The sequence below is a fragment of the Aeromicrobium panaciterrae genome (genome assembly GCF_031457275.1).
Taxonomy (GTDB): domain Bacteria; phylum Actinomycetota; class Actinomycetes; order Propionibacteriales; family Nocardioidaceae; genus Aeromicrobium; species Aeromicrobium panaciterrae_A.
The window spans coordinates 1,131,166-1,156,171 of sequence record NZ_JAVDWH010000001.1 but is presented as its reverse complement, the minus strand read 5'-3'; the positions used below and the strand labels follow the sequence as shown (position 1 = coordinate 1,156,171).

Annotated in this window: 25 protein-coding genes; 9 read left to right on the top strand and 16 right to left on the bottom strand. The window is 64.1% G+C overall.

What is annotated here, in order from left to right:
• Window positions 1–5: 5 nt before the first annotated feature.
• From J2X11_RS06040 to J2X11_RS05995, 10 genes are read right to left on the bottom strand one after another with little or no spacing between them, the layout of a single operon-like run.
• Window positions 6–1,469: an aldehyde dehydrogenase gene (locus tag J2X11_RS06040; protein WP_309967955.1), complete on the bottom strand. Its 1,464-nt coding sequence runs from the start codon at window positions 1,467–1,469 to the stop codon at window positions 6–8.
• Window positions 1,469–2,071, bottom strand: coding sequence for a nuclear transport factor 2-like protein (locus J2X11_RS06035; protein ID WP_309967952.1), 603 nt, complete (start codon window positions 2,069–2,071; stop codon window positions 1,469–1,471). Before J2X11_RS06035 ends, J2X11_RS06040 begins: the two co-directional genes overlap by 1 nt.
• Window positions 2,064–2,288 carry a ferredoxin gene (locus J2X11_RS06030; RefSeq protein WP_309967949.1) on the bottom strand — a complete coding sequence of 75 codons (225 nt, stop codon included), beginning with the start codon at window positions 2,286–2,288 and terminating at the stop codon, window positions 2,064–2,066. Before J2X11_RS06030 ends, J2X11_RS06035 begins: the two co-directional genes overlap by 8 nt.
• Window positions 2,285–3,688, bottom strand: coding sequence for a cytochrome P450 (locus J2X11_RS06025; RefSeq protein ID WP_309967946.1), 1,404 nt, complete (start codon window positions 3,686–3,688; stop codon window positions 2,285–2,287). Before J2X11_RS06025 ends, J2X11_RS06030 begins: the two co-directional genes overlap by 4 nt.
• A complete protein-coding gene (locus tag J2X11_RS06020; protein ID WP_309967944.1) occupies window positions 3,685–4,473 on the bottom strand; it encodes an SDR family oxidoreductase in 789 nt (262 codons plus the stop codon). The genes J2X11_RS06025 and J2X11_RS06020 overlap by 4 nt, the downstream gene beginning before the upstream one ends.
• Window positions 4,473–5,702, bottom strand: coding sequence for a cytochrome P450 (locus J2X11_RS06015; protein WP_309967941.1), 1,230 nt, complete (start codon window positions 5,700–5,702; stop codon window positions 4,473–4,475). Before J2X11_RS06015 ends, J2X11_RS06020 begins: the two co-directional genes overlap by 1 nt.
• Complete coding sequence (locus J2X11_RS06010; RefSeq protein WP_309967939.1) at window positions 5,699–6,298, bottom strand: TetR/AcrR family transcriptional regulator; 600 nt, start codon at window positions 6,296–6,298, stop codon at window positions 5,699–5,701. The genes J2X11_RS06015 and J2X11_RS06010 overlap by 4 nt, the downstream gene beginning before the upstream one ends.
• Before the next feature lie 49 nt (window positions 6,299–6,347).
• Window positions 6,348–7,136 (bottom strand): enoyl-CoA hydratase/isomerase family protein, encoded by a 789-nt coding sequence (locus tag J2X11_RS06005; RefSeq protein WP_309967936.1) that lies wholly within the window; start codon window positions 7,134–7,136, stop codon window positions 6,348–6,350.
• Window positions 7,133–8,788 carry an acyl-CoA synthetase gene (locus J2X11_RS06000; protein ID WP_309967935.1) on the bottom strand — a complete coding sequence of 552 codons (1,656 nt, stop codon included), beginning with the start codon at window positions 8,786–8,788 and terminating at the stop codon, window positions 7,133–7,135. The genes J2X11_RS06005 and J2X11_RS06000 overlap by 4 nt, the downstream gene beginning before the upstream one ends.
• Complete coding sequence (locus J2X11_RS05995) at window positions 8,785–10,404, bottom strand: GMC family oxidoreductase (RefSeq protein WP_309967932.1); 1,620 nt, start codon at window positions 10,402–10,404, stop codon at window positions 8,785–8,787. Before J2X11_RS05995 ends, J2X11_RS06000 begins: the two co-directional genes overlap by 4 nt.
• Window positions 10,405–10,488: 84 nt before the next feature.
• On the opposite strand from J2X11_RS05995, the gene J2X11_RS05990 reads away from it, so the two are divergent.
• The 7 genes from J2X11_RS05990 to J2X11_RS05960 all read left to right on the top strand — a co-directional run bounded on the left by J2X11_RS05990 (window position 10,489) and on the right by J2X11_RS05960 (window position 18,840).
• Window positions 10,489–11,337, top strand: a complete 849-nt coding sequence (locus J2X11_RS05990; protein ID WP_309967930.1) for an LLM class F420-dependent oxidoreductase — start codon at window positions 10,489–10,491, stop codon at window positions 11,335–11,337.
• Complete coding sequence (locus tag J2X11_RS05985) at window positions 11,334–12,584, top strand: hypothetical protein (protein WP_309967928.1); 1,251 nt, start codon at window positions 11,334–11,336, stop codon at window positions 12,582–12,584. Before J2X11_RS05990 ends, J2X11_RS05985 begins: the two co-directional genes overlap by 4 nt.
• A 29-nt stretch (window positions 12,585–12,613) precedes the next feature.
• Complete coding sequence (locus tag J2X11_RS05980; protein ID WP_309967927.1) at window positions 12,614–13,276, top strand: PaaI family thioesterase; 663 nt, start codon at window positions 12,614–12,616, stop codon at window positions 13,274–13,276.
• A gap of 199 nt (window positions 13,277–13,475) precedes the next feature.
• The gene (locus J2X11_RS05975; protein ID WP_309967923.1) at window positions 13,476–14,702 is read left to right on the top strand and encodes an ABC transporter substrate-binding protein; all 1,227 of its coding nucleotides are present in this window, start codon (window positions 13,476–13,478) and stop codon (window positions 14,700–14,702) included.
• 58 nt (window positions 14,703–14,760) lie between these two features.
• Window positions 14,761–17,487 carry a branched-chain amino acid ABC transporter permease/ATP-binding protein gene (locus J2X11_RS05970; protein WP_309967918.1) on the top strand — a complete coding sequence of 909 codons (2,727 nt, stop codon included), beginning with the start codon at window positions 14,761–14,763 and terminating at the stop codon, window positions 17,485–17,487.
• The gene (locus J2X11_RS05965) at window positions 17,484–18,239 is read left to right on the top strand and encodes an ABC transporter ATP-binding protein (RefSeq protein WP_309967915.1); all 756 of its coding nucleotides are present in this window, start codon (window positions 17,484–17,486) and stop codon (window positions 18,237–18,239) included. The genes J2X11_RS05970 and J2X11_RS05965 overlap by 4 nt, the downstream gene beginning before the upstream one ends.
• A gap of 16 nt (window positions 18,240–18,255) precedes the next feature.
• Window positions 18,256–18,840: a TetR/AcrR family transcriptional regulator gene (locus tag J2X11_RS05960; protein ID WP_309967912.1), complete on the top strand. Its 585-nt coding sequence runs from the start codon at window positions 18,256–18,258 to the stop codon at window positions 18,838–18,840.
• Window positions 18,841–18,844: 4 nt separating this feature from the next.
• Here J2X11_RS05960 and J2X11_RS05955 read toward each other — a convergent pair whose 3' ends face one another.
• The 3 genes from J2X11_RS05955 to arr are packed head-to-tail and all read right to left on the bottom strand — an operon-like array spanning window position 18,845 to window position 20,126.
• The gene (locus tag J2X11_RS05955) at window positions 18,845–19,183 is read right to left on the bottom strand and encodes a DUF1801 domain-containing protein (protein ID WP_309967909.1); all 339 of its coding nucleotides are present in this window, start codon (window positions 19,181–19,183) and stop codon (window positions 18,845–18,847) included.
• A 9-nt stretch (window positions 19,184–19,192) separates the two neighbouring features.
• On the bottom strand, window positions 19,193–19,681 hold the full coding sequence (locus J2X11_RS05950; RefSeq protein WP_309967907.1) for a nuclear transport factor 2 family protein: 489 nt from the start codon (window positions 19,679–19,681) through the stop codon (window positions 19,193–19,195).
• A 25-nt stretch (window positions 19,682–19,706) separates the two neighbouring features.
• The gene (arr, locus tag J2X11_RS05945; RefSeq protein ID WP_309967905.1) at window positions 19,707–20,126 is read right to left on the bottom strand and encodes an NAD(+)--rifampin ADP-ribosyltransferase; all 420 of its coding nucleotides are present in this window, start codon (window positions 20,124–20,126) and stop codon (window positions 19,707–19,709) included.
• Window positions 20,127–20,199: 73 nt separating this feature from the next.
• On the opposite strand from arr, the gene J2X11_RS05940 reads away from it, so the two are divergent.
• The gene (locus J2X11_RS05940) at window positions 20,200–21,096 is read left to right on the top strand and encodes an alpha/beta hydrolase (protein WP_309967903.1); all 897 of its coding nucleotides are present in this window, start codon (window positions 20,200–20,202) and stop codon (window positions 21,094–21,096) included.
• Between the two features lie 3 nt (window positions 21,097–21,099).
• On the opposite strand, the gene J2X11_RS05935 is transcribed toward J2X11_RS05940, so the two are convergent.
• The 3 genes from J2X11_RS05935 to J2X11_RS05925 form a co-directional block, all read right to left on the bottom strand.
• The gene (locus J2X11_RS05935; protein WP_309967900.1) at window positions 21,100–21,696 is read right to left on the bottom strand and encodes a TetR/AcrR family transcriptional regulator; all 597 of its coding nucleotides are present in this window, start codon (window positions 21,694–21,696) and stop codon (window positions 21,100–21,102) included.
• 77 nt (window positions 21,697–21,773) lie between these two features.
• Window positions 21,774–23,072 (bottom strand): cytochrome P450, encoded by a 1,299-nt coding sequence (locus J2X11_RS05930; protein ID WP_309967897.1) that lies wholly within the window; start codon window positions 23,070–23,072, stop codon window positions 21,774–21,776.
• On the bottom strand, window positions 23,072–23,869 hold the full coding sequence (locus J2X11_RS05925) for an SDR family NAD(P)-dependent oxidoreductase (protein WP_309967894.1): 798 nt from the start codon (window positions 23,867–23,869) through the stop codon (window positions 23,072–23,074). Before J2X11_RS05925 ends, J2X11_RS05930 begins: the two co-directional genes overlap by 1 nt.
• A 96-nt stretch (window positions 23,870–23,965) precedes the next feature.
• On the opposite strand from J2X11_RS05925, the gene J2X11_RS05920 reads away from it, so the two are divergent.
• The gene (locus J2X11_RS05920; protein WP_309967892.1) at window positions 23,966–24,985 is read left to right on the top strand and encodes a Rieske 2Fe-2S domain-containing protein; all 1,020 of its coding nucleotides are present in this window, start codon (window positions 23,966–23,968) and stop codon (window positions 24,983–24,985) included.
• The last annotated feature ends 21 nt before the right edge of the window (window positions 24,986–25,006 follow it).

Sequence of the window (25,006 nt, the reverse complement as noted above, 5' to 3'; positions counted from 1 at the left end):
GGTGGTCATGCTGGCTCGGCAATGGTCTTGGTCTCGAGGTACTCCTCGAAGCCTGCGACGCCCATCTCGCGTCCCAGGCCTGACTGCTTGTAGCCACCGAAGGGTGCGTCGGGGCTGAACCAGACGCCACCGTTGACGGCCATGGTTCCGGTACGGATGCGACGAGCAACGGACTTCGCCCGCTCCAGGTCACCTGACTCGATCGAGCCCGAAAGCCCAAAGTCGGAGTCGTTGGCGATGCGTACGGCGTCATCGTCGCCGTCGTGCGGGATGACGACGAGCACCGGGCCGAAGATCTCCTCCTGCGCAAGCCGCGAGTCGTTGCCGAGGTCAGCGACAACCGTCGGCTCGATCCAGAAACCGGGCTGATCGATCACCTTGCCGCCGGTGACGATGCGGCCACCTTCTTCTTCAGCGATCTTGAAGTAGCTCTCGACCCGGTCGCGCTGGAGCTGGGAGATCACCGGACCGCAGATGGCACCGGGATCGGCTGGATCCTTGGCGCCGATCGACTCCATCACCGATGCAGCGGTTGCGACGGCCTCTTCGTACTTCTCGCGCGGCACGATGAGCCGAGTCGTCAGCGCGCAGCCCTGCCCCGCATGAATGGTGGCGGCGAATGCCGTGGCACCGGCCGCGGCTGAGACATCTGCGTCGTCGAGGACGATGGCGGCGGACTTGCCGCCCAGCTCGAGGAACACCTTCTTCAAAGTCGGCGCCGCAGCCGCCATGATCGCCCGGCCGGTCGCAGTAGAACCGGTGAAGGAGACCATGTCGATCCGCGGATCGCTGGTGAGCTGTGCCGCGACTTCGTTCGAAAGCGGTGTCACCACGTTGAAGACACCAGCCGGGATGTCGGTGTGCTCGGCCACGATGCGGGCGAGCTCGCACGCCACCCACGGAGTGTCCGGAGCAGGCTTGAGCACCACGGTGCAGCCAGCCGCAAGTGCGGGGCCGATCTTCGCGAGGTTGATCTGAGTCGGGACGTTCCACGGAGTGATCGCCGCGACCACACCGATCGGCTCGCGTACGACCGTCCGCTTCGAGGTGATGCCCATCGGCGATGCGACGCCGAGATCGGACTCCCACTCGTACGACTCGAGCAGGTCAGTGACCCACTTGAGCCCTTCAACCGGTACATCGAAGCCAGCAGCGCCCATCATGAAGCCGGGCATTCCGACCTCAGCCGTGGTGAGCGCCCGGAACTCGTCAGCGTTGTCGAGCAGCGCCTGATGAAGCTGCCTGAGGCAGCGCACCCGCAGCTCGACGTCCGTCGACCACTCGGACTCGTCAAAGGCACGCCGCGCTGCAGCAATGGCAGCCTCGACGTCAGCCGCCGAGCTGTCAGGTGCCTGACCGATCTCCTCCCCCGTTGCCGGGTTGAGGATCGGATAGGTCTCACCTGTCGATGCAGGGCTGAGCTTGCCGTCGACGTACTGCTGGGCCGGTGCCGAGGTGATGGCGGTCATCAGAGGGCCTTCTGTTCGATGTAGTCGCCGCGCTCGACCGGAGGCGGCCAGACGGTCGAGGGGATGTCCTTGTAGTGATAGTGACCCGGTACGCCGTGGCCTGCGACCGACATCCGCTTCAGGAGGGTGTCGGGAGCCTTGTTGGCCTCGAGGATCTGCATGAAGGTGTGGGCGGTTGACGGCATGTCGAACCAGTCACGCTGCCAGGCGATCATGACCTCGCCGTTTGCCTGACGCTCGACTCCGAACCACGAGCCACCGAGGCCGAGGATCTCGTACTCACTGCCCTCGTCGTCGAGGATGCCGGACTTCTGTTTCCAGAAACCGACGATCATCGCCTTCTGCTCGTCGATGACTGCAGCCTGGTAGTCGTAGTGCCACCCGTCGAGGCCATCCATCTCGATACCGATGGCCCAGTCGCGGATCTGGTCGCGGCCGACCGCCATGAAGTGCTCGTCAGGCGAATACATCCAGCCGTACGTCGCGTCCTCCGCGTAGTGGTCGGCCAACGTACGCCAGTCGCCGGTGCGCTCAGCTTCCCGGTTGGTGGCGAGCCAGGCGTCCCAGAACTCCTGGATCTCGGCACGCGTCAGATCAGACATCTACTTCCTCTTCCTTGGACAGAGTCTCTTCGATTGATAGGGCGAACGCCGGGCAGTACTTGACGGCGGCGGTCACGTCAGCACGACGCGACTCTTCGGGATGCTGCTCGAGGACCACGACAACGTCGGCGTCCTCATCGAAACCAAAAACATCGGGTGCTTCGCCCTGGCACAGCTGGTGCCCCTGACAAACGCTGGTGTCGGCGACAACTTTCATGACGCACGCCGCTTGTAGGTGACGCGACACGGCTGCTCGAGCTGGATCACCATCTTGGTGAAGTCATCGCGGTAGCTGTCGACCGGCTGGGCCGGGGTGAACTCGAAATCGCGGAGGATGACCGAGAAAATCGCCTTCATCTGCATCATCGCGAACGCGTTGCCGACACAGCGGTGTTTGCCTGCGCCGAACGGGATCCAGGTCCACTTGTTCTGCAGGTCTTCCTGGCGGGGGTCGATGTAGCGGCTCGGGTCGAACTCCTCCGCGTTGGGGAAGTCCTCCTCGATCCGGTTGGAGACACGCGGAGAGGCTGCGATCAGCGTTCCGGCCGGGATGGTGTGGCCGAGCAGCTCGAAGTCCTGCTGCACGAGGCGCATCAGGATGATGAGCGGCGGGTGAAGTCGCAGCGTCTCCTTGAGAACTGCCTCAAGCGTCGGGATCTCGCGAAGCGCCTGGAACGACACCTCAGATCCGTCGGCGTACAACTCATCGAGCTCGGCGACGACGGACTCCATGGCCTCGGGGTGCCGCATCAGCTCGATCATGGCCCAGGAGGCCGTACCGCTGCTGGTGTGGTGGCCGGCGAACATCATCGAGATGAAGATGCCGGTGACGAGGTCGGCCGTGAACTGATCCGTGCCGTCCTCGTTCTTCAGGCTGATCAGAACGTCGAGCAGATCGCGATCCTCGCGGGCAACCTTGCCTCGAAGGACTCGCTTGTCGATGATCTGCTGCACCAGGTCGACGAGCTTCAGACGAGCGGCGTCGCGCATCTTGAAGTTCTCGATGTCTGCGTAGGGATCGACGTACGCGATGGCGTCGGTTCCGTGCTCTAGCTCGTGATAGTGGTGAGCGAACGATGCGTCGAGCTCCTCACGGAACGGCTTGCCAATCAGGCATGAGCTCGTCGTATAGATCGTGAGCTCAGCAAAGAAGTCGAGCAGGTCGATCTCACCCTCGTCGCCCCAGTCGGCAACCATGCGGCGAATCTCCGCCTCGATGGTCTGAGCATGCCCGCGCATCATGTCTCCGCGCAGGGCCTGGTTCTTGAGCATCTGTTGGCGCTCTTCGGGGCTCGCGTCGAAGACGACGCCTTTGCCGAAGATCGGGGTCATAAATGGGTAGGCGGCTGCCTGGTCGAGCACTTCCTCCGGTGCGCGGAAGAACTCCTCGTTCGCCTCAGCACCGGTAACGAGCACGACTTCCTTGTCGGCGAGCCGGAAGCGACCGACATCGCCGCACTCCTCGCGCACACGGGAGAACAGGCCGATCGGATCGACGCGCATCTCCGGCAGGTGGCCGGTGCCACGGATAATCTCCGGAACCGAAGGATCCTGATCGTCCAGGCGCGTGGAGACCTCAGGTACGTCGGCCAGCAGGTCTGTTGCTGTCACGGTCATTTCGCTTGCTCCTGAGTCGTCACGGGTGCTTCGGGATTGACTTCGATCAAGTTGAGGTGGACTCCTCGAGGAGCGCTCACCACGGTTGCGATGGCATCGGCCTGGGCCTTGGCCTTCAGGAAATGCGGGTGGCGGGCCAAACCGAAGCGCACCCATTCGTTGAGCACGAAGGCGGCATCTTCCGGGTCCCATTCATTGCCGATGTCGGACCAGGTGGGGCCGGGGCGCACGACAGACGCGCGTACGCCGGTGCCCTCGAGCTCCATCTGCAGTGCACCGACCATGCCCTCGAGCCCCCACTTGCCGGCTGAATAGCCCGCCATAAAGGGCCGAGGACGTACGACGACGTCGGACGACACGAAGACGATGTCTCCGCGCTGGCGCTCGATCATGCCGGGTACGAACGTTCGAATGAGCCTGTGGGCGCCGACCAGGTTGAGATCCAACTCGCTGGTGAGTCGCTCGGAGCTGATCTCGGCAAGCTTGCCTGGAGCGAGGGCTCCGGCGTTACTGATGACCACTTCGATGTCGCCGAGATCGGCTGCGACCTTGGCACTGAAGTCTTCAACAGACGCGTCATCCGTCATGTCGAGCTGATGGGCGACGGCCTCACCGCCGCCGTTCCGGATCTCGGCGGCAAGCGCTTCGCAGACCTCCAGGCGTCGCGCGCCGAGGGCGACGGGATGGCCTGCCGCTGCCAGTGCCTTGACTGTCTCGGCACCAATGCCTGACGAGGCGCCGGTGACGACTGCAGGGCGACGATCAGGGTGCGCGTACTTGGGCATCAGGAGCTCACCCCGGAGAACGTCACGGGCAGGTTGCGGAAACCGCGCACGCTCGTGGAGTGCACACGCACTGCACGATCGGAATGCACCTGGAAGCTCGATGTACGACGGATCATCTCGTCGAGGACGACCTTGGCTTCCAGCCGTGCAAGGTGGGCGCCGAGGCAGAAGTGGCGCCCGGTGCCGAAGCTGAGGCTCTGTCCCAGCTCATCCTTCGCCCGATGGATGTCGAAGACATCGGGATTGCTGAACACCTCTTCGTCGCGGTTGGCCGAGCCGAGCAGGACGAGCAGCTTCGATCCGGCCGGCACCAGCTGACCTCCGACCTCGACGTCGTCGAGGACATAGCGAGCCAACATCTGGCTCGAGGTGTCGTGGCGCAGGGTTTCTTCGATCCAGTCCGAGACGAGGTCTTCCGGTGCGGCGTAGACCTCCTTCTGCTGCTCGGGGCTGGCTGACAGATGGAACAGTGCATTGCCCAGCAGCTTGGTCGTGGTCTCGTTGCCGGCCACCACCATCAAGAACAAGAAGGCGTTGATCTCCTCGTCGGTGAGCCGGTCACCGTTGCTCTCGATCATCGTGAGCGCCGAGGTGAGGTCGTCCAAGGGGTTCTTGCGGCGCTGCTTCACCAGGTCAGCGAAGTAATCGATGAGCTCGAAAGCGGCCAGCATGCCGTCCTCGGGCACGTCGCGTACGCCGTCCTCGCGGTGAACCGTGAGGTCAGCGAGTCGGCGAGCCTCGTCGCGCTCCCCCTCGGGCACACCGAGGAGCTCAGAGATGACATCCATGGGGAGCCGACCCGCGAACTCGGTGATCCAGTCGACTTCGCCGTGCTCGGCATTCGCCGCAAAGGTCAGGTCGAGGTAGTGCTTGGTGAGTCGCTCGATCTGCGGCTCGAGATCACGCACGCGTCGCGGAGTGAAGGCGCCTGAGACTAGCTTGCGCAGCCGGGTCTGCTCATCACCGTCGAGAGCCAGGAATGACATGACCCGGTGGGCTTCGGTCGTCCAGGCGCTGGCGTCGAGCGAGACGCCCATCTGGTTGGAGTAGCTCCGGTCATCACGGAGCACTTCGCGTACGTCCGCATGGCTGGCGACAACCCACAGATCGTCGGCAGGCGCGTGGAAGACCGGAGACTCCGCACGGAGACGTGCATACAACGGGTACGGGTCCTCGTGGAACGCGTAGTCGTACGGATCAAACACCAGCGGGGACGAAACGGCGGTCATACGTTGCCTCTCAGGATCACGGCGAAAGCGGATTCGAGGCGCTCGGCCATCTGGTCGTAGCTCATGGTGTCCATGCCGACCTGGAGAAGCGCACCGAAGAAGGTCAGGATCAGCACTTCGAGAACTGCTGGGTCAACGGGCTCAGCCGGCTGTGCAGGATCGCGCAGGGCAGCTTCGAAGCGCGACACGAACTCACTGCCGATGCGCAGCCGCAGTCGTACGACATCCTCGTCACTTCCAAGGAGTGCCGGAGTGACCGCGGCCGTGAGCTCGGGTTCGGCCACGAGGAGGGAGACGACGCCCTGTGACACGTTCTGGACGCGCTCAGTGACGGTCGCGCCTTCGACTGGCGCGTCATGATCCTGGGCGATGTGACGCAGGAACAGCTCGGCGAAGAGATGGTGCTTCGAAGCAAGGTACGTGTAGGCCGTCGCCGGTGAAACACCAGCGCGCACAGCGACGGTTCGAATGGTCAATGCTTCGTGACCAACCTCCCGCAGCTCCTCCTGACCTGCCGCCAGCAACCGCTCAACGGTCGAGCGCTGACGGGCATTGAGCCTGCGTCGTGGCGATTCGCTGGTCAACTGACTGGACATGTGTCCAGTCTAAGCGCGACGCACGCTCAAGGCAAGGGTTTGTGCGAACTCACCAGCCAGCGGGGAGGTTGGCGAAGTCCGGTGCCCGTCCCTCAGCGAACGCCGTCAGCGCCTCGGTGTTGGCTGGCCCACCCATGAGGTCGGCGAAGCACTGATTCTCGCGAAGTCGAGCTGCTGCGATCCCCTCGCGCAGTGGCTCCATCATCGTGCGCTTGATGGCTCGCAGACTCGAGATCGGCAGCGCGGCCAACGTCGTGGCGTGCTTCCGGGCGGCGTCCAGGAGCTCATCCGGTTCGCACACCCGCCAGACCAGACCCGCCTCCAGCGCCTCGGGAGCGTGGATCCACTCCGAGGACATCAGGATCCACGCCGCATTCTGTCGGCCGACCAGCTGCGGCAGCAGATAGCTGGACGCTGCCTCCGGAGCGACGCCGAGACTGGCGAACGGGCACTTGAGCTTTGAGGCGGTCGACATGAAAGCCAGGTCAGCGAAGCCGATGATCGTCACGCCGATTCCCAAGCCCAACCCGTTGAGCGCCAGGATCAGCGGCTTGTCGAACTCCTCGAGAGCGTCGACCAGCCCAGTGAACCCGTGCTTGCCCGGCACGAAGTCGGGGTTGCTCACGCGTGCTGCCATCTCGGCAAGATCCGTGCCGGCGCTGAACGCCCTGCCTGCACCGGTAAGGAGAACGACGGCCACCGAGTCATCGGCCGCCGCCGCACGCAACGCCTCGGTCAGCGCGTCATACAACGCCTCGTTGAACGCGTTGAGTGCGTCCGGACGGTTCAGGGTCACGGTGCGTACGCGGTCGCAGTCCTCGACGAGAAGGATCGTCATTTCGCGTCCTCCTCAGCAACGGTGTGCGCCCAGCGATAATCGGCTTTGCCTGACGGCGAACGCACGATCTTGGGTACGTAGACCCAGCCCTTCGGGATCTTGTAGCGCGCGATCCGCTCACCGGCATGCTCCGCCAGCTCGTCATCGGAGATCTCCGCACCTTCCTCGAGCTCGATCACCGCGACAACCTCCTTGCCCCATCGCTCGTGCGGACGGCCGACGACCAGGACGTCACGCACATCAGCGTGGCTGGTGATGGCGGCTTCGACCTCTTCGGCGAAAACCTTCTCGCCACCCGTGTTGATCGTGGCGGACTCGCGGCCGAGCACCTCGACCTCGCCGTTCGCGAGGAGACGCGCACGGTCGCCCGGCACCGCGTAGCGGGTGCCGTTGATCATCGGGAACGTTTTGGCGGTCTTCTCGGCGTCGCCGAAGTAACCGAGCGGAACCCACCCCGCCTGTCCGAGCCAGCCGATGCCGTCGTGCCCGGGTTCGAGCAGTGCAGTCAGGTCCTCGTTGACGACGACAGCACCAGGACCGACGGCGAATTTGCCGGTCGAGACGTTGCCCTTCGCCGAGAGATGCGAGGCCTGAGCGCCGGTCTCGGAAGCACCCATCGAGTCGTTGATGAAGATGTTGGGCAGCTCTTCGAGCACCTGCTCCTTGAGTTCCGGAGACAGGGCCGCGCTTCCGTTGCCGATGATGACCAGCGACGAGAGGTCGTACCGGCCCGTCTTGATCTCGTCGAGCAGTGGGCGTACGACCGCGTCGCCCACGACTGTGATGGTTGCTGCGCTCTCGCGATCGATCGTGCGGAGGATGTCTGCCGCGTCCATGTGGGTGTTCTCGTTCGGAATCACGATCTTCGTGCCGCCAGCCATCATGATGAACGACGACCACTGCGCAGCACCGTGCATGAACGGCGGGACCATCACCATCGTGCCGTTCGAGGCCGCACCCGCGACTGCACGCTCGACGAACTCGTCGTACGTGGAGATCGCGTCCCACACGCCAGGAACCTGGCCGCCCATCGCCGACATGAAGATGTCGTGCTGGCGCCAGAGCACGCCCTTCGGCATTCCGGTGGTGCCACCCGTGTAAAGGATGAACAAGTCGTCCGGCGAGTGCTGGACGTCAGGCATTTCGTCAGGCACTGAGGCCAGCGCCTCTTCGTAGTCGACCGCACCCGGCAGCAGCTCGTTGCCTGAGCCGTCATCGACCTGGAGCAACACCTCGAGGTTCGGCAGCGCGTCGAGTACGGCGGCGAGCTTAGGAGCGAACGTGCCGTGATAGATCACGGCCCTCGCATTGGCGTTGCCGAACAGGTAGCGCAGCTCCTCGCCGACATAGCGATAGTTGACGTTGATCGAGGCGCAGCGGCTCTTGAAGCAGCCGAGCATGCCTTCGAGGTACTCGGTGCCGTTGTGAAGGTAGAGCGCGACGTGGTCCTGGCCCGACTCGTGATTGGCGAGGTCGGCCCGCTCGGTGTGGGCGCCGAGGCCCGCGCGATGGAGATAAGTCGCAAGTCGACGGCTACGAGAAGCGAGGTCTGCGTACGTCAGACGGCGATCGCGAAAGACGAGCACCTCGTTGTCCGCCAGCGCCTCTCCCAGCAGCTCGTGCGCGAGACCGATGTTGAACTCTGTGGTCATACCTGGTCCTTGTTCAGAATGAGATCAGCGCAGCGTTCGCCGATCATGATGGAAGGAGCGTTGGTGTTGCCGCCCGTGACCGTCGGCATGATCGAAGCATCTGCGACCCGCAGCCCTTCGATGCCGCGAACCTTCAGGTCAGGATCAACCACGGCGCGGCCATCTGAACCCATCCGGCAGGTGCCGACCGGGTGATAGACGCTGTGCACGATGTTCGGCAGCAGCTTCCGCAGAGCGTCCGGGTCGAAGTAGTCCGGACCGGGCACGATCTCGCCCTGGCTGTCGCCTACGCCGACCATCAGCTCGCGAACCATCGCAATGCCCTCGAGCAGCACCTCGGTGTCCTGTTCGGCCGACAGGTACGCAGGGTCGATCAGCGGCGCGAGCGTCGGGTCAGAACCAGCGAGTCGTACGGTCCCTCGGCTCTCGGGGTAGATCAGGGTGGGGAGAACACAGATGCCCGGCTTGGTCGTGGGCGGACGCACGGCCTTGTCGCCATCCTGGTTGGGGAACGGGTAGATCCAGTAGAGGCCGTGCAGCTGCAAGTTGGGAGCCGCCCCTGAGTGGGAAGTTCGTACGAATCCAAGGGTCTCGAACTGTGCGCCGGCGGCCCAGCCGGACCGGCGGAAGCGGGCCTTGGCCAGACCCCGCAGGAAGTACAAGGGGGTCGGGCGGCGAACAGCCGAGTCCATCCGGAACGAGATCGGGACGAACAGGTGATCCTGGAGGTTCTCTCCCACCGGCAGGTCAGCGACCGCCGTGATCCCGTGATCCTTGAGGTGATCTGCGGGTCCGATCCCGGAGAGCATGAGGAGCTTCGGGGAGTCGAACGTGCCGGCGGACACGATGACCTCACGGCCGGCGTGAATCGTCTCGACCGTTCCGTCAGCTGCGATGATCTCGACACCCGTGGCGCGCGAGCCGTCGAGGACGATCTTGGTCGCCCGCGAGTGGGTGAGCACGACGAGGTTGTCCGGCGGATCGGTACGAAGGTAGCCACGCGCTGCGGAGTAGCGGACGCCGCGATCAGCGCTGAGCTGAACGAGTCCGATGCCTTCCTGCTCGCCGCCGTTGTAGTCCTCGAGGAACGGCACGCCGAGTCGATCGACGGCCGCTTTCAGGTACGACTTCGCCGCCTCGGTCATGCCGGTGTGGCGACGCACCTTGATCGGTCCGCCGGAGCCGCGGGCCGCGCTGGCGCCGTCCTCCCAGTCCTCCATCTTCTTGAAGAAGGGAAGGACGTCGTCGTACGACCACCCCGGGCAGCCATCCGCTGCCCAGTCGTCGAAGTTCTGCCGATTGCCGCGCACGAAGAGCATGCCGTTGACCGAGCTCGAGCCGCCGACGACTTTGCCGCGAGTCATCGGGATAACCCTGTTCAGGGCGTTCGTCTGCGGGACGGACTTGTAACCCCAGTCGACGCGCTTCTTGAGCTGCGGTGTGGAAAGCAAGGCTGCAACCGCGCCGGGGATCTCGATCAGGTTCTTGAGTCCACGAGCGGTGTCGCTTCCGCCAGCTTCGAGGAGGACGACGCTGGCCCCGCTCTCCGCCAACCGCCGGGCCAGGGCGCACCCTGCACTACCGGCACCCACGACGACATAGTCAGCCTGAATCACCGGCACACCTCTCTCGAACCTTCCAAACTAGACAAGTGTCCAGCCGGTATTCCGAGATAGTAGAACAGGTTCTACAGTGAGTCCATGCGCAACGGAATTGTTCTCTTCACCTCTGACCGCGGCATCAGGCCGGCCGATCTCGCCAAGGCTGCCGAGGAGCGTGGCTTCGACACGATCTACGTGCCTGAGCACACTCATATCCCGGTGAAGCGCGAGGCGCTGCATCCGACCGGCGGCGAGGAGCTTCCCGACGATCGCTACATGCGCACCCTCGATCCGTGGACGACACTCGCCACCTGCGCTGCTGTGACGACGAAGATCGGCCTGTCGACCGCCGTCGCACTCCCCGTCGAGTCTGACCCGATCACGCTCGCCAAGACGCTGGCCACGCTCGACTTCCTGTCCGACGGACGCCTCACGATCGGCGCCGGCTTCGGATGGAACACCGACGAGCTGACCGACCACAACGTGCCGGCCAACAAGCGCCGCACCGTGCTCAAGGAGTACCTCGAGGCCATGCGTGCGCTGTGGACCGAGGAAGAGGCATCGTACGACGGCCAGTTCGTGTCATTCGGCAAGAGCTGGGCCTACCCGAAGCCCCCGCAGGGTCGCATTCCCGTGATCATCGGCGCAGGTGGCGGCCCCAAAACCATGAAGTGGATCGCGCAGAACGCCGAAGGCTGGATGACCACGCCGATCGAGACCGACACCGCTGCCAAGGCCGAGCTGCTGCGCAAGGAATGGGCTGATGCTGGTCGCGAGGGCGAGCCGGACGTACGCATCCTCGTCGCCAAGAAGCCTGAGCCCGAAGACTTCGCCGACTGGATGGCGGCTGGCGCCACGGAACTCATCTGGGGCGTCCCCGACTCGGATGAGGACAAGGTCTTGGCCTACCTCGACAAGCTGTCATCGCGCATGGGTCTGACTGCATGACTCCCCCGGCGAGCCGCTACGCCGACCTGAGTCACGCTGATCTCGCGATCCTGGTTCCGGAGCTGTTGCTGTCAGGACACCTGATCGACCGGTCCGGTATGGCGTGGTGCATCAGCGCCTTTGGTCGCGACGCAATGCTGCAGATCGCGATCGCAGAGTGGGCCGGCGCCAGCCCGATCTACACCCGCAGAATGCAGCGGGCACTCGGGTTCGCGCCCGCCGTCGACGGCCAGGGCGACGTCGTGACGATCTTCAAGGGCATCCAGATGGAGATCGGTGCCCCGCCACAGTTCCTCGACTTCCGCTACACCGTGGACGACCCACACCACGGTGCGTTCCATCTCGACCACTGCGGCGCACTGATGGACGTAGAGCCGATGGGCGAGGACTACGTGCAGGGCATGTGCCACGACATCGAGGACCCGACCTTTGATGCCACAGCCGTCGCATCCAACCCCAGGGCCCAGGTACGGCCGATCCACCGGCCGCCTCGGGTTCCGGCCGGACGTACGCCGGCTTGCGCGTGGACCGTCATCATCGACGAGTCCTACCCCGAAGCCCAGCCGATCCCGGCGGTCGCGATCAATGCCAAGACACAAGCTGCCTTGGTTGAGCTGACCCCGATCGACCAGACCGACGAAGGTCTGTGCGATTACTCCGGCCCTCTGCTGTCCGACCTCGACTTCGCCGCGTTCTCGCGATCGGCGCTGATCCGCATCGCCGACGAGGTGTGCCTCCAAATGGCGCTGCTCGACAACAGCTTCGTCCTCGCGCTCGCCGAGCAAAGTGATGCGGCCGAGCAGATCCTCGATATCCGCCGCAAGCAAACCACCGGCTCAGCTGCCATGTCGGCCTACCGCATCGCCCGCGCCCTCGACATCCCCAAGGACGAGCAGGGGGCCCTGCAGTTGCTCGCGCTGCACCCGATCCTCAACCCGAGCGCGTACGTCTCGGCTGAGATCGGTACGGACTCGATCGTCGTACGCCGCTCGCCTGCCCATGACGATGCTGCCTGGATCTCGCTGTGCGGGCCCGAGTGGTTCGACCCATTGCAGGCAGTCGTACGCGTGCTCGACCCGCATCTCGATGTCGAGATCGAGGCGTTCGCCGACGACGAGTGGGTCGTCACCGCGGTCCGGCGAGACGAGCCAGCTCCCGAGGCTCAGGAGCTCGTGATCGCCAAGTTCAGCACTGGCACGGACTTCGCGTTCGAAGGCCGCCGCTCAATTCCCATCACACCGGTCTAGGAGCCTGACGAGTGTCCAGCCTTTCATCGATGTCCTTCTCGGAATCGCCTCTCTCGACTGCTGAAGTCGAAGCAGCGGAGCGGTTGTACGGCGACCTGGCGCAAGACATTCGCGACGTCCGCGACCTGACCATCCGCACCCGGGTCGACGCGGATCGAGTCGCTGCTGCCCGCGCGCTCGTACAGCAGGCGTCGCAGATCCTCGCTGAGGATGCCCCTCCCGAGCCCGCCGGAATCCACTACAACTCAGACGGCAAGTCCTGGAACTGGGGCAATGCCGTCGTCGGCGTCCGCAATGCCATCGCACCGCCCGTCGTGCTGAGCTGGGATGACAACGACGTGGTGAGCTCAGAACTCGATCTCGGTGTCGCGTACGAGGGCCCTCCAGGCTGTGTTCACGGAGGTGTCTCGTCTCTTCTGCTTGATCACCTCATGGGCGAGACCGCGAGCGATCGCCACACTCGGCTGATCGTCACGGGCACGCTGACTCTTCGGTACGTGCTTCCATTGCCGCTCGGACGCGTGCGGATGAAGGGCTGGATCTCGAAGGAGAACGGCCGCAAGATCACCGTCACAGCGCACATCGGACCGGCAGACAGCGACGTGCCCGCCGTTGAGGCTTCAGGCCTGTTCATCGTTCCGCGCTGGGCGCAATCTGTCTCTGATTCAGCCAACGTCGGGTCGCTCGACTAACACGATTCGAGGGCACTGAACCCCTCTCGTGCAAGCATCAGAACTGAACACGTGGGAAGTTTCGCGCCAATTCGTTGACGCGTGTCTGAACAGTGTTTAGATTCAACGTCGAGTGGCCTAGGTCACTTTGCGCCGGTTCGAGGGAGCCGGAGGGAGCCTGGTTGCCATTCGGCGACCGGAGTAGCGCAAGAGGGAGACCATGAACATCACGACACGTCGCGGCCGCATTGCCGCGCTCACCATTGGTGTCAGCCTTGCGCTGACGCTCACCGGCTGCGCAGGCAGCTCCGACTCAGATGGCAACGAGACCGCGAATGTGGATCTTGGTGCCGTCAACAAGGCCACCGGCTCACCCGTCAAGGTGGGCTTCATCGGTGACGCCGAGGCTGGATCCGGCGCCCTGGGCAACGGCATCGGTGCAGCACAGGCATCGGCCGACTACGCGAACGAGTATCTCGGCGGCCTCGGCGGCAACAAGATCGAGCTCGTCACCTGCTCCACGGAGGCCACCCCGGCAACCGCCACCGCGTGTGCGGTCAAGCTCGCCAAGGAAGGCGTCGTCGCTGTCACCACCGGCGTCACCGGCCAGGATCACGCGATCTTCGAAGCCCTTGAGGGCACGGGCGTCCCGTTCATCGTCTCGCTGACAGCTGACGAGGCGATCATGTCCAGCAAGACCGGCTTTGTCTTCCAGAACCCGCTCGCCATCGCCTCGGCGAGCGCCGCCTTGATCAAGAAGGCCGGCGCCAAGACAGGCGGCTTCATCGTCGTCGACGCACCGGCCGCCACAGGCCCGGTGGAAGCACTGACCAAGCCCCTCTTTGCAGCTCAGGGCATCGGTTTCGAAATGGTGCCACTGTCGCTGCAGGTTGCTGACCCGACATCTGCGATCCAGCAGTCGATCAACAACGGCTCGGACGCCTTCACGATCCTCGGCGACAACGCGTTCGTCACGAGGGCCATCAAGTCGCTCAACCAGCTGGGATTCGACGGCCCGATGATCACCAACATCTCGGCCTTCCAGCAGGACCAGATCGACAGCATGCCCAACGGACTCAAAGGCGTGACGACCATGTCGTCCATCACCCGCATCCCAGAGCGTGAGGGTCTGTCGGAGTTCGGGACGATCATGGACAAGTTCGGCGACGACATCGACACGGGCGCCGACAGCGGCCAGGTCGCCTACCAGACCTTCCTGGGCTTCGTGGAGTCAGTGAACCTGACTCCCGGCGCCGGAACGTCGGCCAAGGACGTAGTCGCTGCACTGAAGCACATGCCCAAGGCAGTGCCGCTCCGACTCGCACCGGGCCTGACGCTCAACTGTGACGGAAAGGCCGTGGCCGTCCTTCAGGGAGTGTGCAACTCGAAGACCATCGCCGCCACGCTCAACGCAAAGGGCTTCGCCACCACGGAGGCCTTGCTCTGATGCAGCGGGTGGACCGGACTTCGGTCCGGTCCACCCTTGCTCAGGGGAGGGAGCCCCAATGGATCAGCACATTCTTTTCTTGTTGTTCGGCCTTGCCAACGGCGCGATCTACGCAGCCCTAGCCCTGACCCTGGTGGTGACCTACCGCTCCAGCGGCGTCATCAACTTCAGTTCCGGAACACTCGCACTGCTGGGCGCGTACACGTACGCGTTCCTCCGTCGCGGGGAGTTCTTGATACCCGTCCCGGGCTTCCCGAAGAGCGTGGACCTGGGCACCGAGCTGGGCTTCGTGCCTGCCGCGGCCATCTCCGTGGCAATCTGTGCCTTCACGGGCTTGCTGATTTACCTGCTCGTCTTCCGCCCACTGCGCGATGTGCCGCCCGTCGGCAAGGCCGTCGCCTCCATCGGCGTGATGCTTGTGCTTTCCGGCATGTTCACACTCCGAATCGGCGTTGACGGCGTACAGACACAGCCCATCCTTCCGGTGGATTCCTGGAAGGTCGCCGGCGTCAACGTCACGAGTGACCGCGTCTGGTTCGCGCTCATCGTCGTGGCGATCGCGGCTGCCCTTGCCGCCGCATACCGGTTCACACGCTTCGGGCTGCTGACTAGAGCAGCAGCCAACACCGAGAAGGGCGCGTACGTCAGCGGCATCAAGCCTGACCGGATCGCCGCCGCCAACTGGATGATCTCCGGTGCCGTCGCGGCACTGGCCGGCATCCTGATCTCGCCGATCCTGCCGCTCACCCCCAACTCGTTCACCCTGCTGATCGTCCCCGCACTTGCCGCGGCCGTCGTAGCGGGATTCGACCGCATCCTGCCTGCCGTCGTGGCCGGTATCGCGATCGGAATGGTGCAGTCGGACCTGACCTACCTCGCCGGTACGTGGACCTGGCTCCCAACCTCAGGTCGCAGTGAGCTGGTAGTCCTCCTCCTGATCCTGTTTGTTCTCGTCGCCCGCGCGAAGCCACTGCCGAGCCGAGGCCTCAACCTGCGGGCATCCCTTGGCCGCGCTCCACGTCCGCAGTCGATCGCGCTGCCAACTCTGGTCAGTTCGGTCGTCGGAGTCGCAGCGATATTCCTCTTCAGCGGCGACTGGCTCGTCGCCCTGATCACCAGCTTGATCTTCGCGATCATCTCGCTGTCTCTCGTCGTGGTCACCGGCTATGCCGGCCAGGTGTCCTTTGCGCAGCTCACGCTCGCTGGAGTCGCAGGGTTCTCGCTCGCAACGCTCACGGACAGTTGGGGAGTTCCATTTCCCCTCGCCCCGCTCATCGCAGCCGTCGTTGCGTCGGTCGTCGGCGTGATCGTGGGTCTTCCGGCACTTCGCGTACGAGGTCTTCCCGTCGCCATCGTCACCCTCGCGACCGCCGTCGCACTCGAAGCATTCTGGTTTGCCAACTCCGACTTCGTCGGCAGCTCCGGCAAGGACGTCACGGGACCCACGCTCTTCGGACTCGATCTCCGATCCCGCGTTGGTCTCGACTACCCACGCGTGCAGTTCGGCCTGCTGGTCCTCACCGTTCTTGTGCTGGTCGGAGTGGCTGTCGCCAAGCTGCGTATGTCACGTCTCGGGTCGCAGATGCTCGCCGTACGCGCCAACGAACGATCGGCAGCCGGTGCGGGTGTGGCCGTCGTACGGGTCAAGCTCATCGCGTTTGCGATCGGCTCGTTCATTGCCGGCCTTGGCGGATCGATGCTGGCCTACTTCCAGGGCAACGTCACGTTCGTCAGCTTCTCCACGTTCATCGGCCTGACATTGTTTGCGACGGCCTACCTCGCGGGCATCACCAGCATTTCGGGTGGCGTCACGGCCGGTCTCATCGGCATCGGCGGCATGGTTCCGCTGATCCTCAACAAGGTCGGCGGACTCAGCGGCGAGTGGTTCGCGGTCATCGCAGGCCTCGGTCTGATCCTCACCTTGATCGGCAATCCCGAGGGTGTCGTCGGGCCAATTCATGAGCGACTGCAGAAACGGCGCCGCGACAAGGCTCCGATCACTGCTGCCTCCGAGCCCCTGGATGGGGACTTGATTGCGCTCGAGCCCGTCCGCGGCGGAGAGGTCGTACTGGAGGCTCGCAACCTGGGCGTTCGATACGGCGGCGTCGTCGCCGTCAGCGGTGTCGACCTTGACGTTCGAGAGGGAACGATCGTCGGACTGATCGGACCCAACGGCGCAGGCAAGACAACCCTGCTCGACGCGTTGTCGGGGTTCACTCCGAGCACCGGCACCATCAAGCTCGACGGAACGGACCTCAAGGGTCAGGCACCGCACCAGCGCGTGCGCAACGCCTTGGGGCGCACGTTCCAGCACGCCGAACTGTACGAAGACCTGTCGGTCCACGAGAACGTCATCGTCGGCGCATCAGCGGCGCACGGGAGAACTGCTCGTACGGTCGATGAGACTCTCGAGCTTCTCGGCCTGGCCGAGGTCGCCGATCTGCCGGTCGCCGAGTTGTCGCAGGGACGTCGTCAGCTTGTCTCGATTGCACGAGCACTGATCGGCAACCCGAAGGTCCTCATGCTCGATGAACCCGCAGGTGGCCTCGACAGCCGAGAGAGCCAGTGGCTGGGAGTGCGACTCCGCAAGATCCGCGACAGCGGCGTGACGATCCTGCTGATCGACCACGACATGCACCTGGTTCTCAACTTGTGCGACGACATCTACGTCCTCAACTTCGGAGAGGTCATCGCGCACGCCATCCCGTCAGAGATTCGCGCTGACTCCCGGGTCGCCGAGGCATACCTCGGATCAGCCCACGCCGAGCAGGAGGTTGTCTCATGACGACGATCGCCGAGAATCAGACAGGCCACACATCTGGGTCGGCTGAAGACCTGCTGGTGTGCACCGGGGTCAAGGCTGGCTACGGCAACATCGAAGTGGTCCGCCAGTTCGATCTCGCCGCGCCTGGCGGTTCGGTTGTCGCAGTGCTCGGTCCGAACGGAGCAGGCAAGACAACCCTGCTCAACACACTCTCCGGCCTGCTGCCCGCTCAGTCGGGAAGTGTCAGCGTTGGCGGTCTCACGGTCAAGAACGGCCGGCCGGCCGACGCGTCCGACGCCGGGATCGTCCTGGTGCCCGATGACCGCGCACTGTTCACCGCACTCACGGTCGAGGAGAACCTCCTCGCCGCACGCGGACGCCATCGCACCACAGTCGACGGCGCATTCGATCGCTTCCCCGCCTTGGCTGTCCGCCGCAAGCTGGCGGCTGGTCACCTGTCGGGCGGTGAGCAGCAGATGCTCGCAGTTGCTCGTGCGCTCATGCAGGAGCCCCGCGTACTGCTCCTGGACGAGATGTCGATGGGACTCGCGCCGATCATTGTCGAAGAACTGATGCCGATGGTTCGACGAGTCGCAAAAGACACCGGTGCCGTCGTGGTGCTGGTCGAGCAGCACGTGCATCTCGCGCTCGAGGTGGCCGATCGCGCCATCGTGCTCGTTCACGGCGAAGTCGTCCTGGATCGCACAGCGGCGGAGCTCGCCGCGGATCCGACGCTGTTGGAGTCGGCTTATCTGGGCGGCTCGATCTCATGACGGGCCGCAGCTTCGTATGACCAACCGTCCCGTCTCGGTTCCACGTCGCGGTCTGAACGACAAACAGGCCGCAACGGTCGAGCGGCTCTACTCCGAGGCCATGGCTTTGCTGAGGGAGGTCGGGCACGAAGACCTCGCGATGCGCGCCGTCGGCCAACGTGCTGGAGTCTCGCCCGCGACCGTCTACACGTACTTCTCATCGAAGGATCACCTGTTCGCGGAGCTCTTCTGGCGCGTGATCGAGCAGCAGGGCGTCATCGGGCTGAAGTCGCCGACTCCGACGGGCCGTCTGCAGGAGCTCGTACGACATCTGTCCGATGTCGTCGCTGGGGTTCCCGAGCTCACCGCGGCCGTACACAAGGCCCTGTTGGCTGGAGACCCCGAAGTTCACCGCATACGAGCAGATATCGGCCTGTGGTGCGTTGGTCAGTTCCACAACGCCGTCGGGCCCGATGCGCGGCTTCCCGCGCAGGTCGTGATGACGCTGTCGTTTGCCATGACCGGCGCGCTGATGCAATCGGGGATGGGGGTCTTCGGCTACGACAAGCTCGGCGACCACCTCGTCGACACGGTTGCGGTCATCATGCGCAACGTCGCGTGAGCCTCTAGCTCTCGTTCAGTGCTACGGCGCTCTTGATGAGCTCGCCGAACGCAGTCTCATCGAGCATGTCGCTCTCGGAGATGTCGATGGCTCGACGCGTGCCTGCATCCATGCTGGCATTGAAGAGCCCGGCGGGATCAGGGAGTGACGCGCCCTTGGCGAACGTCACCTTGACCTTGTCCTTGTAGGTCTCGACCGTGCAGATCAGCCCCGACAGTGAGAACGTCGGCACTCCGTCTGGGTTCGATGCTTTGACCCACTTGACCTCTTCGGTCACGCCCGGAGCCGCCTCGTGGATCAGGTGACGCAGGGAGTCAACGGTCGTACTTCGCCAATCAGCCATGGACCAACTCTAGCCACCGAGAGCGGCGAGCATCTTCTTGCCGATGTCGCTCAGGTTCCCGTGGGCGTCAGCCACGCGGCACCAGTCGCGCGTCATGTCGGCAAACTTCTGCGGGTTGTAGATGTCCTCTTCGCGGATCAGGTTGCCGTCGTCATCGAACGTCAGGATCGTGATGTTCGAGGCTTCGTGCACCGAGCCGTCGCCGGGATCGCGCATGATGTTGCGGATGTCGCAGATGACCCGGTTGGTCGGCACATCAAGCACTGACCACGCCGTCGGAAAGCCGATCATCTCGCTACCCGGGAACGTCGTCATCGTCTTGATGATCCACGGCCGGATCTCCTCACGGCCGTTGAAGTCGCCGTAGGCGTGCTCGCAGTAGGTGGCGTCCTCCGTGAACATGTCGGCGAAGGCCGACCAGTCCTTGGTCTCGCAGATTTCCTCGACCTTGGTGAGATAGCGATCAAAGGCGGACTGCAACATGTTCTCGTTTTCCACGACGACAGCAAACCACATCAGCCGTTCAGTCGTAGATGACCGCCGTACCCTCACGCTGCATCCTGGCCAGGCCGTCCCGCATTCCCTGAATCTGTTCGGGCGTATGTCCCTCCCAGTCGAGGAGCTCGCCGACGATTTTCACGGGCTGGCGGCTCCGGTAGGACCGGGTCGGATTGCCGGGGAGCTTCTTGTCGGTCACGTTCGGATCGTCCTCGAGCTCGCCAGTGGCCTCGACGATGTAGATCCGGCCCGGACCTTCGCCCGCCGCCATCTCAGCACCCCACGCCGCCGCGTCCAGCGTCTCGGTCACGTAAATGTGGTTCATGATCCGCCCGGATTCGAAATTCGATTCGCGCCCAGGCACCAGCAGATCCCCGACCGTGAGGTCCGCCTTCGTCCCGTGAAGCAGCGCGCCGGACTCATGGACTTCAAATGGCGTTGGCATACGCACCCCCTGGACTAGGTCTCGAGACTATCCGGGCACGTACACACGGGTGGTCGCGTGATCTGATGGCTCAATGAAGTTGGATCTGCGTACGTTGCTCTTCCACTCGGTCCTTCGGCGGAGGATCGCCAAGGGCGGTCGCATCGAAACCGTCGCCGAGTACATCAGAGTCAAGCAGCAGCACCCCGATCCGTACGAACCTCCGACCGACAAAGTGTCCAGCGGGATCGACATCTCCACGCAGTACGTCGGAGCCACCCTCGTCTACCGCCTGACACCTCAGCAGAACCCTGCTCCGCGGAGCTTTGTGTACGTGCACGGCGGCTCCTTCATCAGCGAGATCGGCTCCGGCCAATGGCGGCTCGTGATGGAGCTCGTACGGCGCAGCGGCAGCACCTGCCTTGTTCCGATTTACGCCCTCGCGCCCCAAGCCACCGCAGTAACGACTGTCGCCAGCGCATGCGACGTCATTCGCAACGCCGTCGAGGAGTTCGGCGCTGCGAATGTCAGCGTCCTCGGCGACTCGGCGGGAGGCACCATCGCAGTCGCCGCCGCCCAAAACCTGCGCGATGCAGGCGACGTACTGCCCGCTCGGCTGATCCTGTTGGCGCCATGGCTCGACCTCGCAATGACCCACCCGGACCAGGCCACGATTGCGCCGCACGACCTCATGATGCGTCGCGACTACCTCCTGGCTGCGGCACAGGTCTACGCGGGCGATCTCCCACTCGAAAACCCACGGGTGAGTCCGCTATTCGGCGACTTCTCCGGGTTGCCCCCGATGCACGTCTTCACGGGCTCACACGATGTCGTGGCCACAGACTCACGCCAGCTCGTCGAACGCGTTCGTGCCGCCGGAGGAGAAATCACGTACGTCGAGGCACCCGGGATGCAACACGTGTACCCGATCTTCCGGCTGATCCCCGAGGCAACCAAAGCCAGGAAGGCCATCGCAAAGCTGCTGGCCTAAGAGCTAGTTCGGAGGCCCGGCCGCCAGCACTCCTCGTACGGCTTGCTCGATCGCGTAGCGGGCCAGCGGATCATTGCCGGCGCTCATGAAGATTCGCGCCGGAATGTCGACCACGCAATTGCGCATCAACTTTTGCGCGACTTCGTCGCTTCGATCCCATACCTCCGCTGCGAGGTCGCCAACCAACCCATCGGTGAGCGCACGGTGACGGCTCAACTCCTTGACCAGCTGACTCGGAACACCATCCGAACTCACCGCGTCCGGACGACTGGCCACCAGCACCCGCGCGGCCGCGCCATCGACGTCGGCATAGCCTCCTGTCGCCAGAGAGGCAGCGACGGCTGCATCCTCGCGGTTCCCACTTCGACGCGCGGCCTCGATCTGATCAGCTCGAAATGCTCTGAACGCCGTAGCCTCCGCGGCCCAGACCTGGGCGAGGAGATCGTCCCGTGACGCGAAGTGATAGTAGATCGCACCGTTGGAGACACCCGACCGCTCGCTCAGCGCGCGGATCGTCACTGCCGACATTCCACCCTTGACCCAGATTGCGCGCGCATGGGCAAGCAGTGCGTCGACATCTACCTCCTGCGGTCGGCCCATACCCCTCCTTTGGCGCGCCAATGGTCATCGGCGCATGTACGACACGGACTCTACGGCCCGCCGTACTCGCGATTTACTTAGTCTTCCGAATGGCCTCGGCTCAGCCTGCGATAGGCCATCGGGCAGGGGTCATCAGCTCGAGCAACTCCGCCGATTTGAGCGGGAACCGGGACCGGGTACGACGACCACCCTGCCGAGAGATCGAAGGTGGCCAGGAGCCTGGTCATCGTCAAGGTCGTGGCCGCGAGCGAGAAGGGTTGTGCCGGGCACGAGTGCTTGCCGTGCCCGAATGACGTCACCAGTTGAGCGCTTCCCAGCCCACCGGTGTCGGTGAATCGATGCCGGTCCCAGCGCTCGGGATCCCATATGTCGTGACCAAGCTCGGGCGTCCGATTGGTCAGGGGAAGCAGAGTCGCAATGGTGGTGCCATGGCCCACTTCGTACGTCATCTCGCCGTCGTCGAACACGACCGGCGAAAGCACCGTGCGTGCCATGATCGAGCGTTGCGCCAACCGTATGGACTCGAGCGCGCACCGGCTGGCATGTTCCTGGTCTCCGGCGCGAACACGCTGAGCCGCGGATGGATTCTCAACGAGGTCGACCAAGGCCCACCCCAAGGCCGACGCGAGGTTGGACATCGACGCGATGTGAATCAACACCACGTCGTGGGCAATACCCGTACGCCTGACCGAATCTGGTTCGTCGGCCCAAGCCAACGCAATCCGATCGAACAGCACGTGACCGTTCCCCTCAGTGACGACATCGCTCAACAGATCCACGATCTCCGCCAAAGCAGCGCGCTCGTTGGCATAGCCCGACGCTGCGACCGCCTGCATCGCATCGGGGTGGACGAACGAGTCGGCACCGTCCAGCGCATCGAAGGCGCGGACCAGAGCCTCAAACGTTTCGCCTTCTGCGGCACCAGGTCCCGCCCACGAGGCCAGCCCCATACGGTGTCCAAGTCTGCGAGTCAGTCCGAACACGTCAACGCTGCCGGACTCCCGTAGCTCCGCAATCTCAACCTCTAGAGCAGACTCCAGATTGATCAGGTATGACGCCACGTCGCCTTTGCGGAACAGCGTCCCGGGCAGCGTCCTACGTCCGTCGAAGATCTCATCGGGCAGTTTGCGACGCAGCATCAGATAGTCCGCGACACCCTTGCTGGCATCGGCCTCAGGCAACGCGTAGAACGACTCCACACCGGTTGGCGTGAACGTGAACAGGTAGCGATCGCGGCCACTGTCCACGACGAACGTGTCACCGAATGCTGACCTGGCCGCCGCCAGTTCAGCGACAGCATCGGCCACCGGAACGTCCCAAGGGAGTCCAACGCCCTCAGCGACGGGCGGCATGGGCGAGATCTGGTTCCTCGGCATCAGCGCAGCCCCGGGTGACCTTTCGACAGGACTGGTAGCAGCAGCGTCCTGGGTGTCACTTGGGACAGAGCGGCTGCGACGCGGTTGACCTTGCCCGGGATGACCACGAGTCGCCCCTTGGCCATGCCGTCTATCGCACTTTTCGCCACGTCTTCGGCGGACACCCACATCACCGATGGAAGCGCAGCCTCGGCGTCCTCCTTGGAGAAGCCAGCGCGTTCGCCAAACCCCGTGTGGACGGGTCCGGGACAGAGTGTCGTTGCCGTGACGCCGGTGCCGCGCAGCTCACCGGCGAGGCTCTGCGTGTACGAGAGGACAAACGCTTTGCCTGCGCCGTACCCGGCCTGTCCGGGCAGCGGTTGGAACGCAGCCGTCGATGCAACGTTGAGGATTGCGCCCCGTCCTCGCTCGACCATGCCCGGAAGGACTCGGCTGCAGAGATCGGCGACGGCGACGACGTCGACCTCGATCATGTTCATCTCTGCCGTCGGGTCGGACTTGCTGACAGCGCCGAGGGTGGACAGACCTGCATTGTTGACCAGGATGTCGATGTCTCGGCCCTGCTTGCCGACGATCTCGGGCAGCGTGGCACGGCTGGATCGATCGGACAGGTCCATCGCGATCACATCGGCATCGCCCAGCTCCGTTGAAAGGGCTTCGAGCTTGTCGGCAGATCGGGCAACAAGCGTGACGTGATGCCCACGTCGCGACAACTCTCGAGCGATCATGGCGCCGATCCCGGACGACGCTCCGGTGACCACCGCCGTACGGTCTGGGCCCGGCTCAGGAAGAGACATGGCGTCACCCTAGTGCGGACGCTCGTCGTCCCATACGATCTTCACTAGACACCTGTCCAGTTTCAAGCGTTGACGTCGATTCGAGGAGACTCCCCCGTGCCCAAGCCGCCGCTCTCGATGAAGCCCACGGGCTGGTTCCAGGTCGCCTGGGCAGCCGAGGTGGCGGTCGGTCAGGTCCACCGCGTCCAGGCGTTTGGCGAGGAACTGATCGCGTGGCGCGGACACTCCGGCGAGGTGACGGTCATGGATTCGTACTGCCAGCACCTCGGCGCCAACCTTGGGTTCGGCGGCACGGTCATCGACGACACGATCCAGTGCCCCTTTCACGGCTGGCAGTGGAATCTCGCCGGCAAGAACGTGTGCATCCCGTATGAGGACCGGCCGAACATCGGCAAGAAGATCCGGACCTATCCGACGGTCGAGCTCAACGAAGCGATCTACATCTGGCACGACGTCGAGAAGCGAGCGCCCTTCTTCGAGGTGCCGGACATCTTCAACAGCTGGCCTGACGGTCGCAGCGCTGACGACTACCACCAGCCCTACCCAGACTCGATCTTGTTCAACGAGCGCCTCTCACTGCATCCGCAATACGTCATCGAGAACGGCGTCGACTTCGCCCACTTCAAGTACGTACACAAGGTCCCGCTGATCCCGCAGTTCACTCGCCAGGAGTTCGACGCTCCCATCTCGTACGTCGACTTCACCGTCGCGTTCGAAGGCGAGCCGGGCACGATCGAGGAAGTCGACAGTGGCGTCGAGGCGATCAACTGCGGACTAGGACTCGCCATCACCCGCAGCCACGGGATGATCGACAACCGCACCGCGACTGCAGTGACACCGGTCGACGACGAAACCTGCGACGTACGGTTCTCGGTCTGGATCGGACGCGAGCCAGGCCTCAGCGAGGACGAGTCCCGCGCCCGGGCGATCAAGTACGCACGAGGTGTTATCGAGCAGTTCGAGGCTGACATCTACATCTGGTCACACCAGAAGTACGCAGATCCCGCGGCACTCGCCCGAGGCGAGTACGCCGGCTTCACCGCGCTCCGCCACTGGGCGCAGCAGTTCTACCCCGAAAACGAGCGCATCCCTGTCGGCCTCACGCCGCCCACCTGACCAGCCCTTTCGAAAGGCACG

Coding starts and splice junctions, on each gene's coding strand:
- J2X11_RS05960 (WP_309967912.1), top strand. CDS start 18,256: ATGACCAACCGTCCCGTCTCGGTTCCACGTCGCGGTCTGAACGACAAA.
- J2X11_RS06030 (WP_309967949.1), bottom strand. CDS start 2,288: ATGAAAGTTGTCGCCGACACCAGCGTTTGTCAGGGGCACCAGCTGTGC.
- J2X11_RS05980 (WP_309967927.1), top strand. CDS start 12,614: ATGTCCTTCTCGGAATCGCCTCTCTCGACTGCTGAAGTCGAAGCAGCG.
- J2X11_RS06010 (WP_309967939.1), bottom strand. CDS start 6,298: ATGTCCAGTCAGTTGACCAGCGAATCGCCACGACGCAGGCTCAATGCC.
- J2X11_RS06005 (WP_309967936.1), bottom strand. CDS start 7,136: ATGACGATCCTTCTCGTCGAGGACTGCGACCGCGTACGCACCGTGACC.
- J2X11_RS05965 (WP_309967915.1), top strand. CDS start 17,484: ATGACGACGATCGCCGAGAATCAGACAGGCCACACATCTGGGTCGGCT.
- J2X11_RS06040 (WP_309967955.1), bottom strand. CDS start 1,469: ATGACCGCCATCACCTCGGCACCGGCCCAGCAGTACGTCGACGGCAAG.
- J2X11_RS05990 (WP_309967930.1), top strand. CDS start 10,489: ATGCGCAACGGAATTGTTCTCTTCACCTCTGACCGCGGCATCAGGCCG.
- J2X11_RS06035 (WP_309967952.1), bottom strand. CDS start 2,071: ATGTCTGATCTGACGCGTGCCGAGATCCAGGAGTTCTGGGACGCCTGG.
- J2X11_RS05985 (WP_309967928.1), top strand. CDS start 11,334: ATGACTCCCCCGGCGAGCCGCTACGCCGACCTGAGTCACGCTGATCTC.
- J2X11_RS06000 (WP_309967935.1), bottom strand. CDS start 8,788: ATGACCACAGAGTTCAACATCGGTCTCGCGCACGAGCTGCTGGGAGAG.
- J2X11_RS06025 (WP_309967946.1), bottom strand. CDS start 3,688: ATGACCGTGACAGCAACAGACCTGCTGGCCGACGTACCTGAGGTCTCC.
- J2X11_RS06015 (WP_309967941.1), bottom strand. CDS start 5,702: ATGACCGCCGTTTCGTCCCCGCTGGTGTTTGATCCGTACGACTACGCG.
- J2X11_RS05955 (WP_309967909.1), bottom strand. CDS start 19,183: ATGGCTGATTGGCGAAGTACGACCGTTGACTCCCTGCGTCACCTGATC.
- J2X11_RS05930 (WP_309967897.1), bottom strand. CDS start 23,072: ATGCCGAGGAACCAGATCTCGCCCATGCCGCCCGTCGCTGAGGGCGTT.
- J2X11_RS05975 (WP_309967923.1), top strand. CDS start 13,476: ATGAACATCACGACACGTCGCGGCCGCATTGCCGCGCTCACCATTGGT.
- arr (WP_309967905.1), bottom strand. CDS start 20,126: ATGCCAACGCCATTTGAAGTCCATGAGTCCGGCGCGCTGCTTCACGGG.
- J2X11_RS05970 (WP_309967918.1), top strand. CDS start 14,761: ATGGATCAGCACATTCTTTTCTTGTTGTTCGGCCTTGCCAACGGCGCG.
- J2X11_RS06020 (WP_309967944.1), bottom strand. CDS start 4,473: ATGCCCAAGTACGCGCACCCTGATCGTCGCCCTGCAGTCGTCACCGGC.
- J2X11_RS05925 (WP_309967894.1), bottom strand. CDS start 23,869: ATGTCTCTTCCTGAGCCGGGCCCAGACCGTACGGCGGTGGTCACCGGA.
- J2X11_RS05940 (WP_309967903.1), top strand. CDS start 20,200: ATGAAGTTGGATCTGCGTACGTTGCTCTTCCACTCGGTCCTTCGGCGG.
- J2X11_RS05935 (WP_309967900.1), bottom strand. CDS start 21,696: ATGGGCCGACCGCAGGAGGTAGATGTCGACGCACTGCTTGCCCATGCG.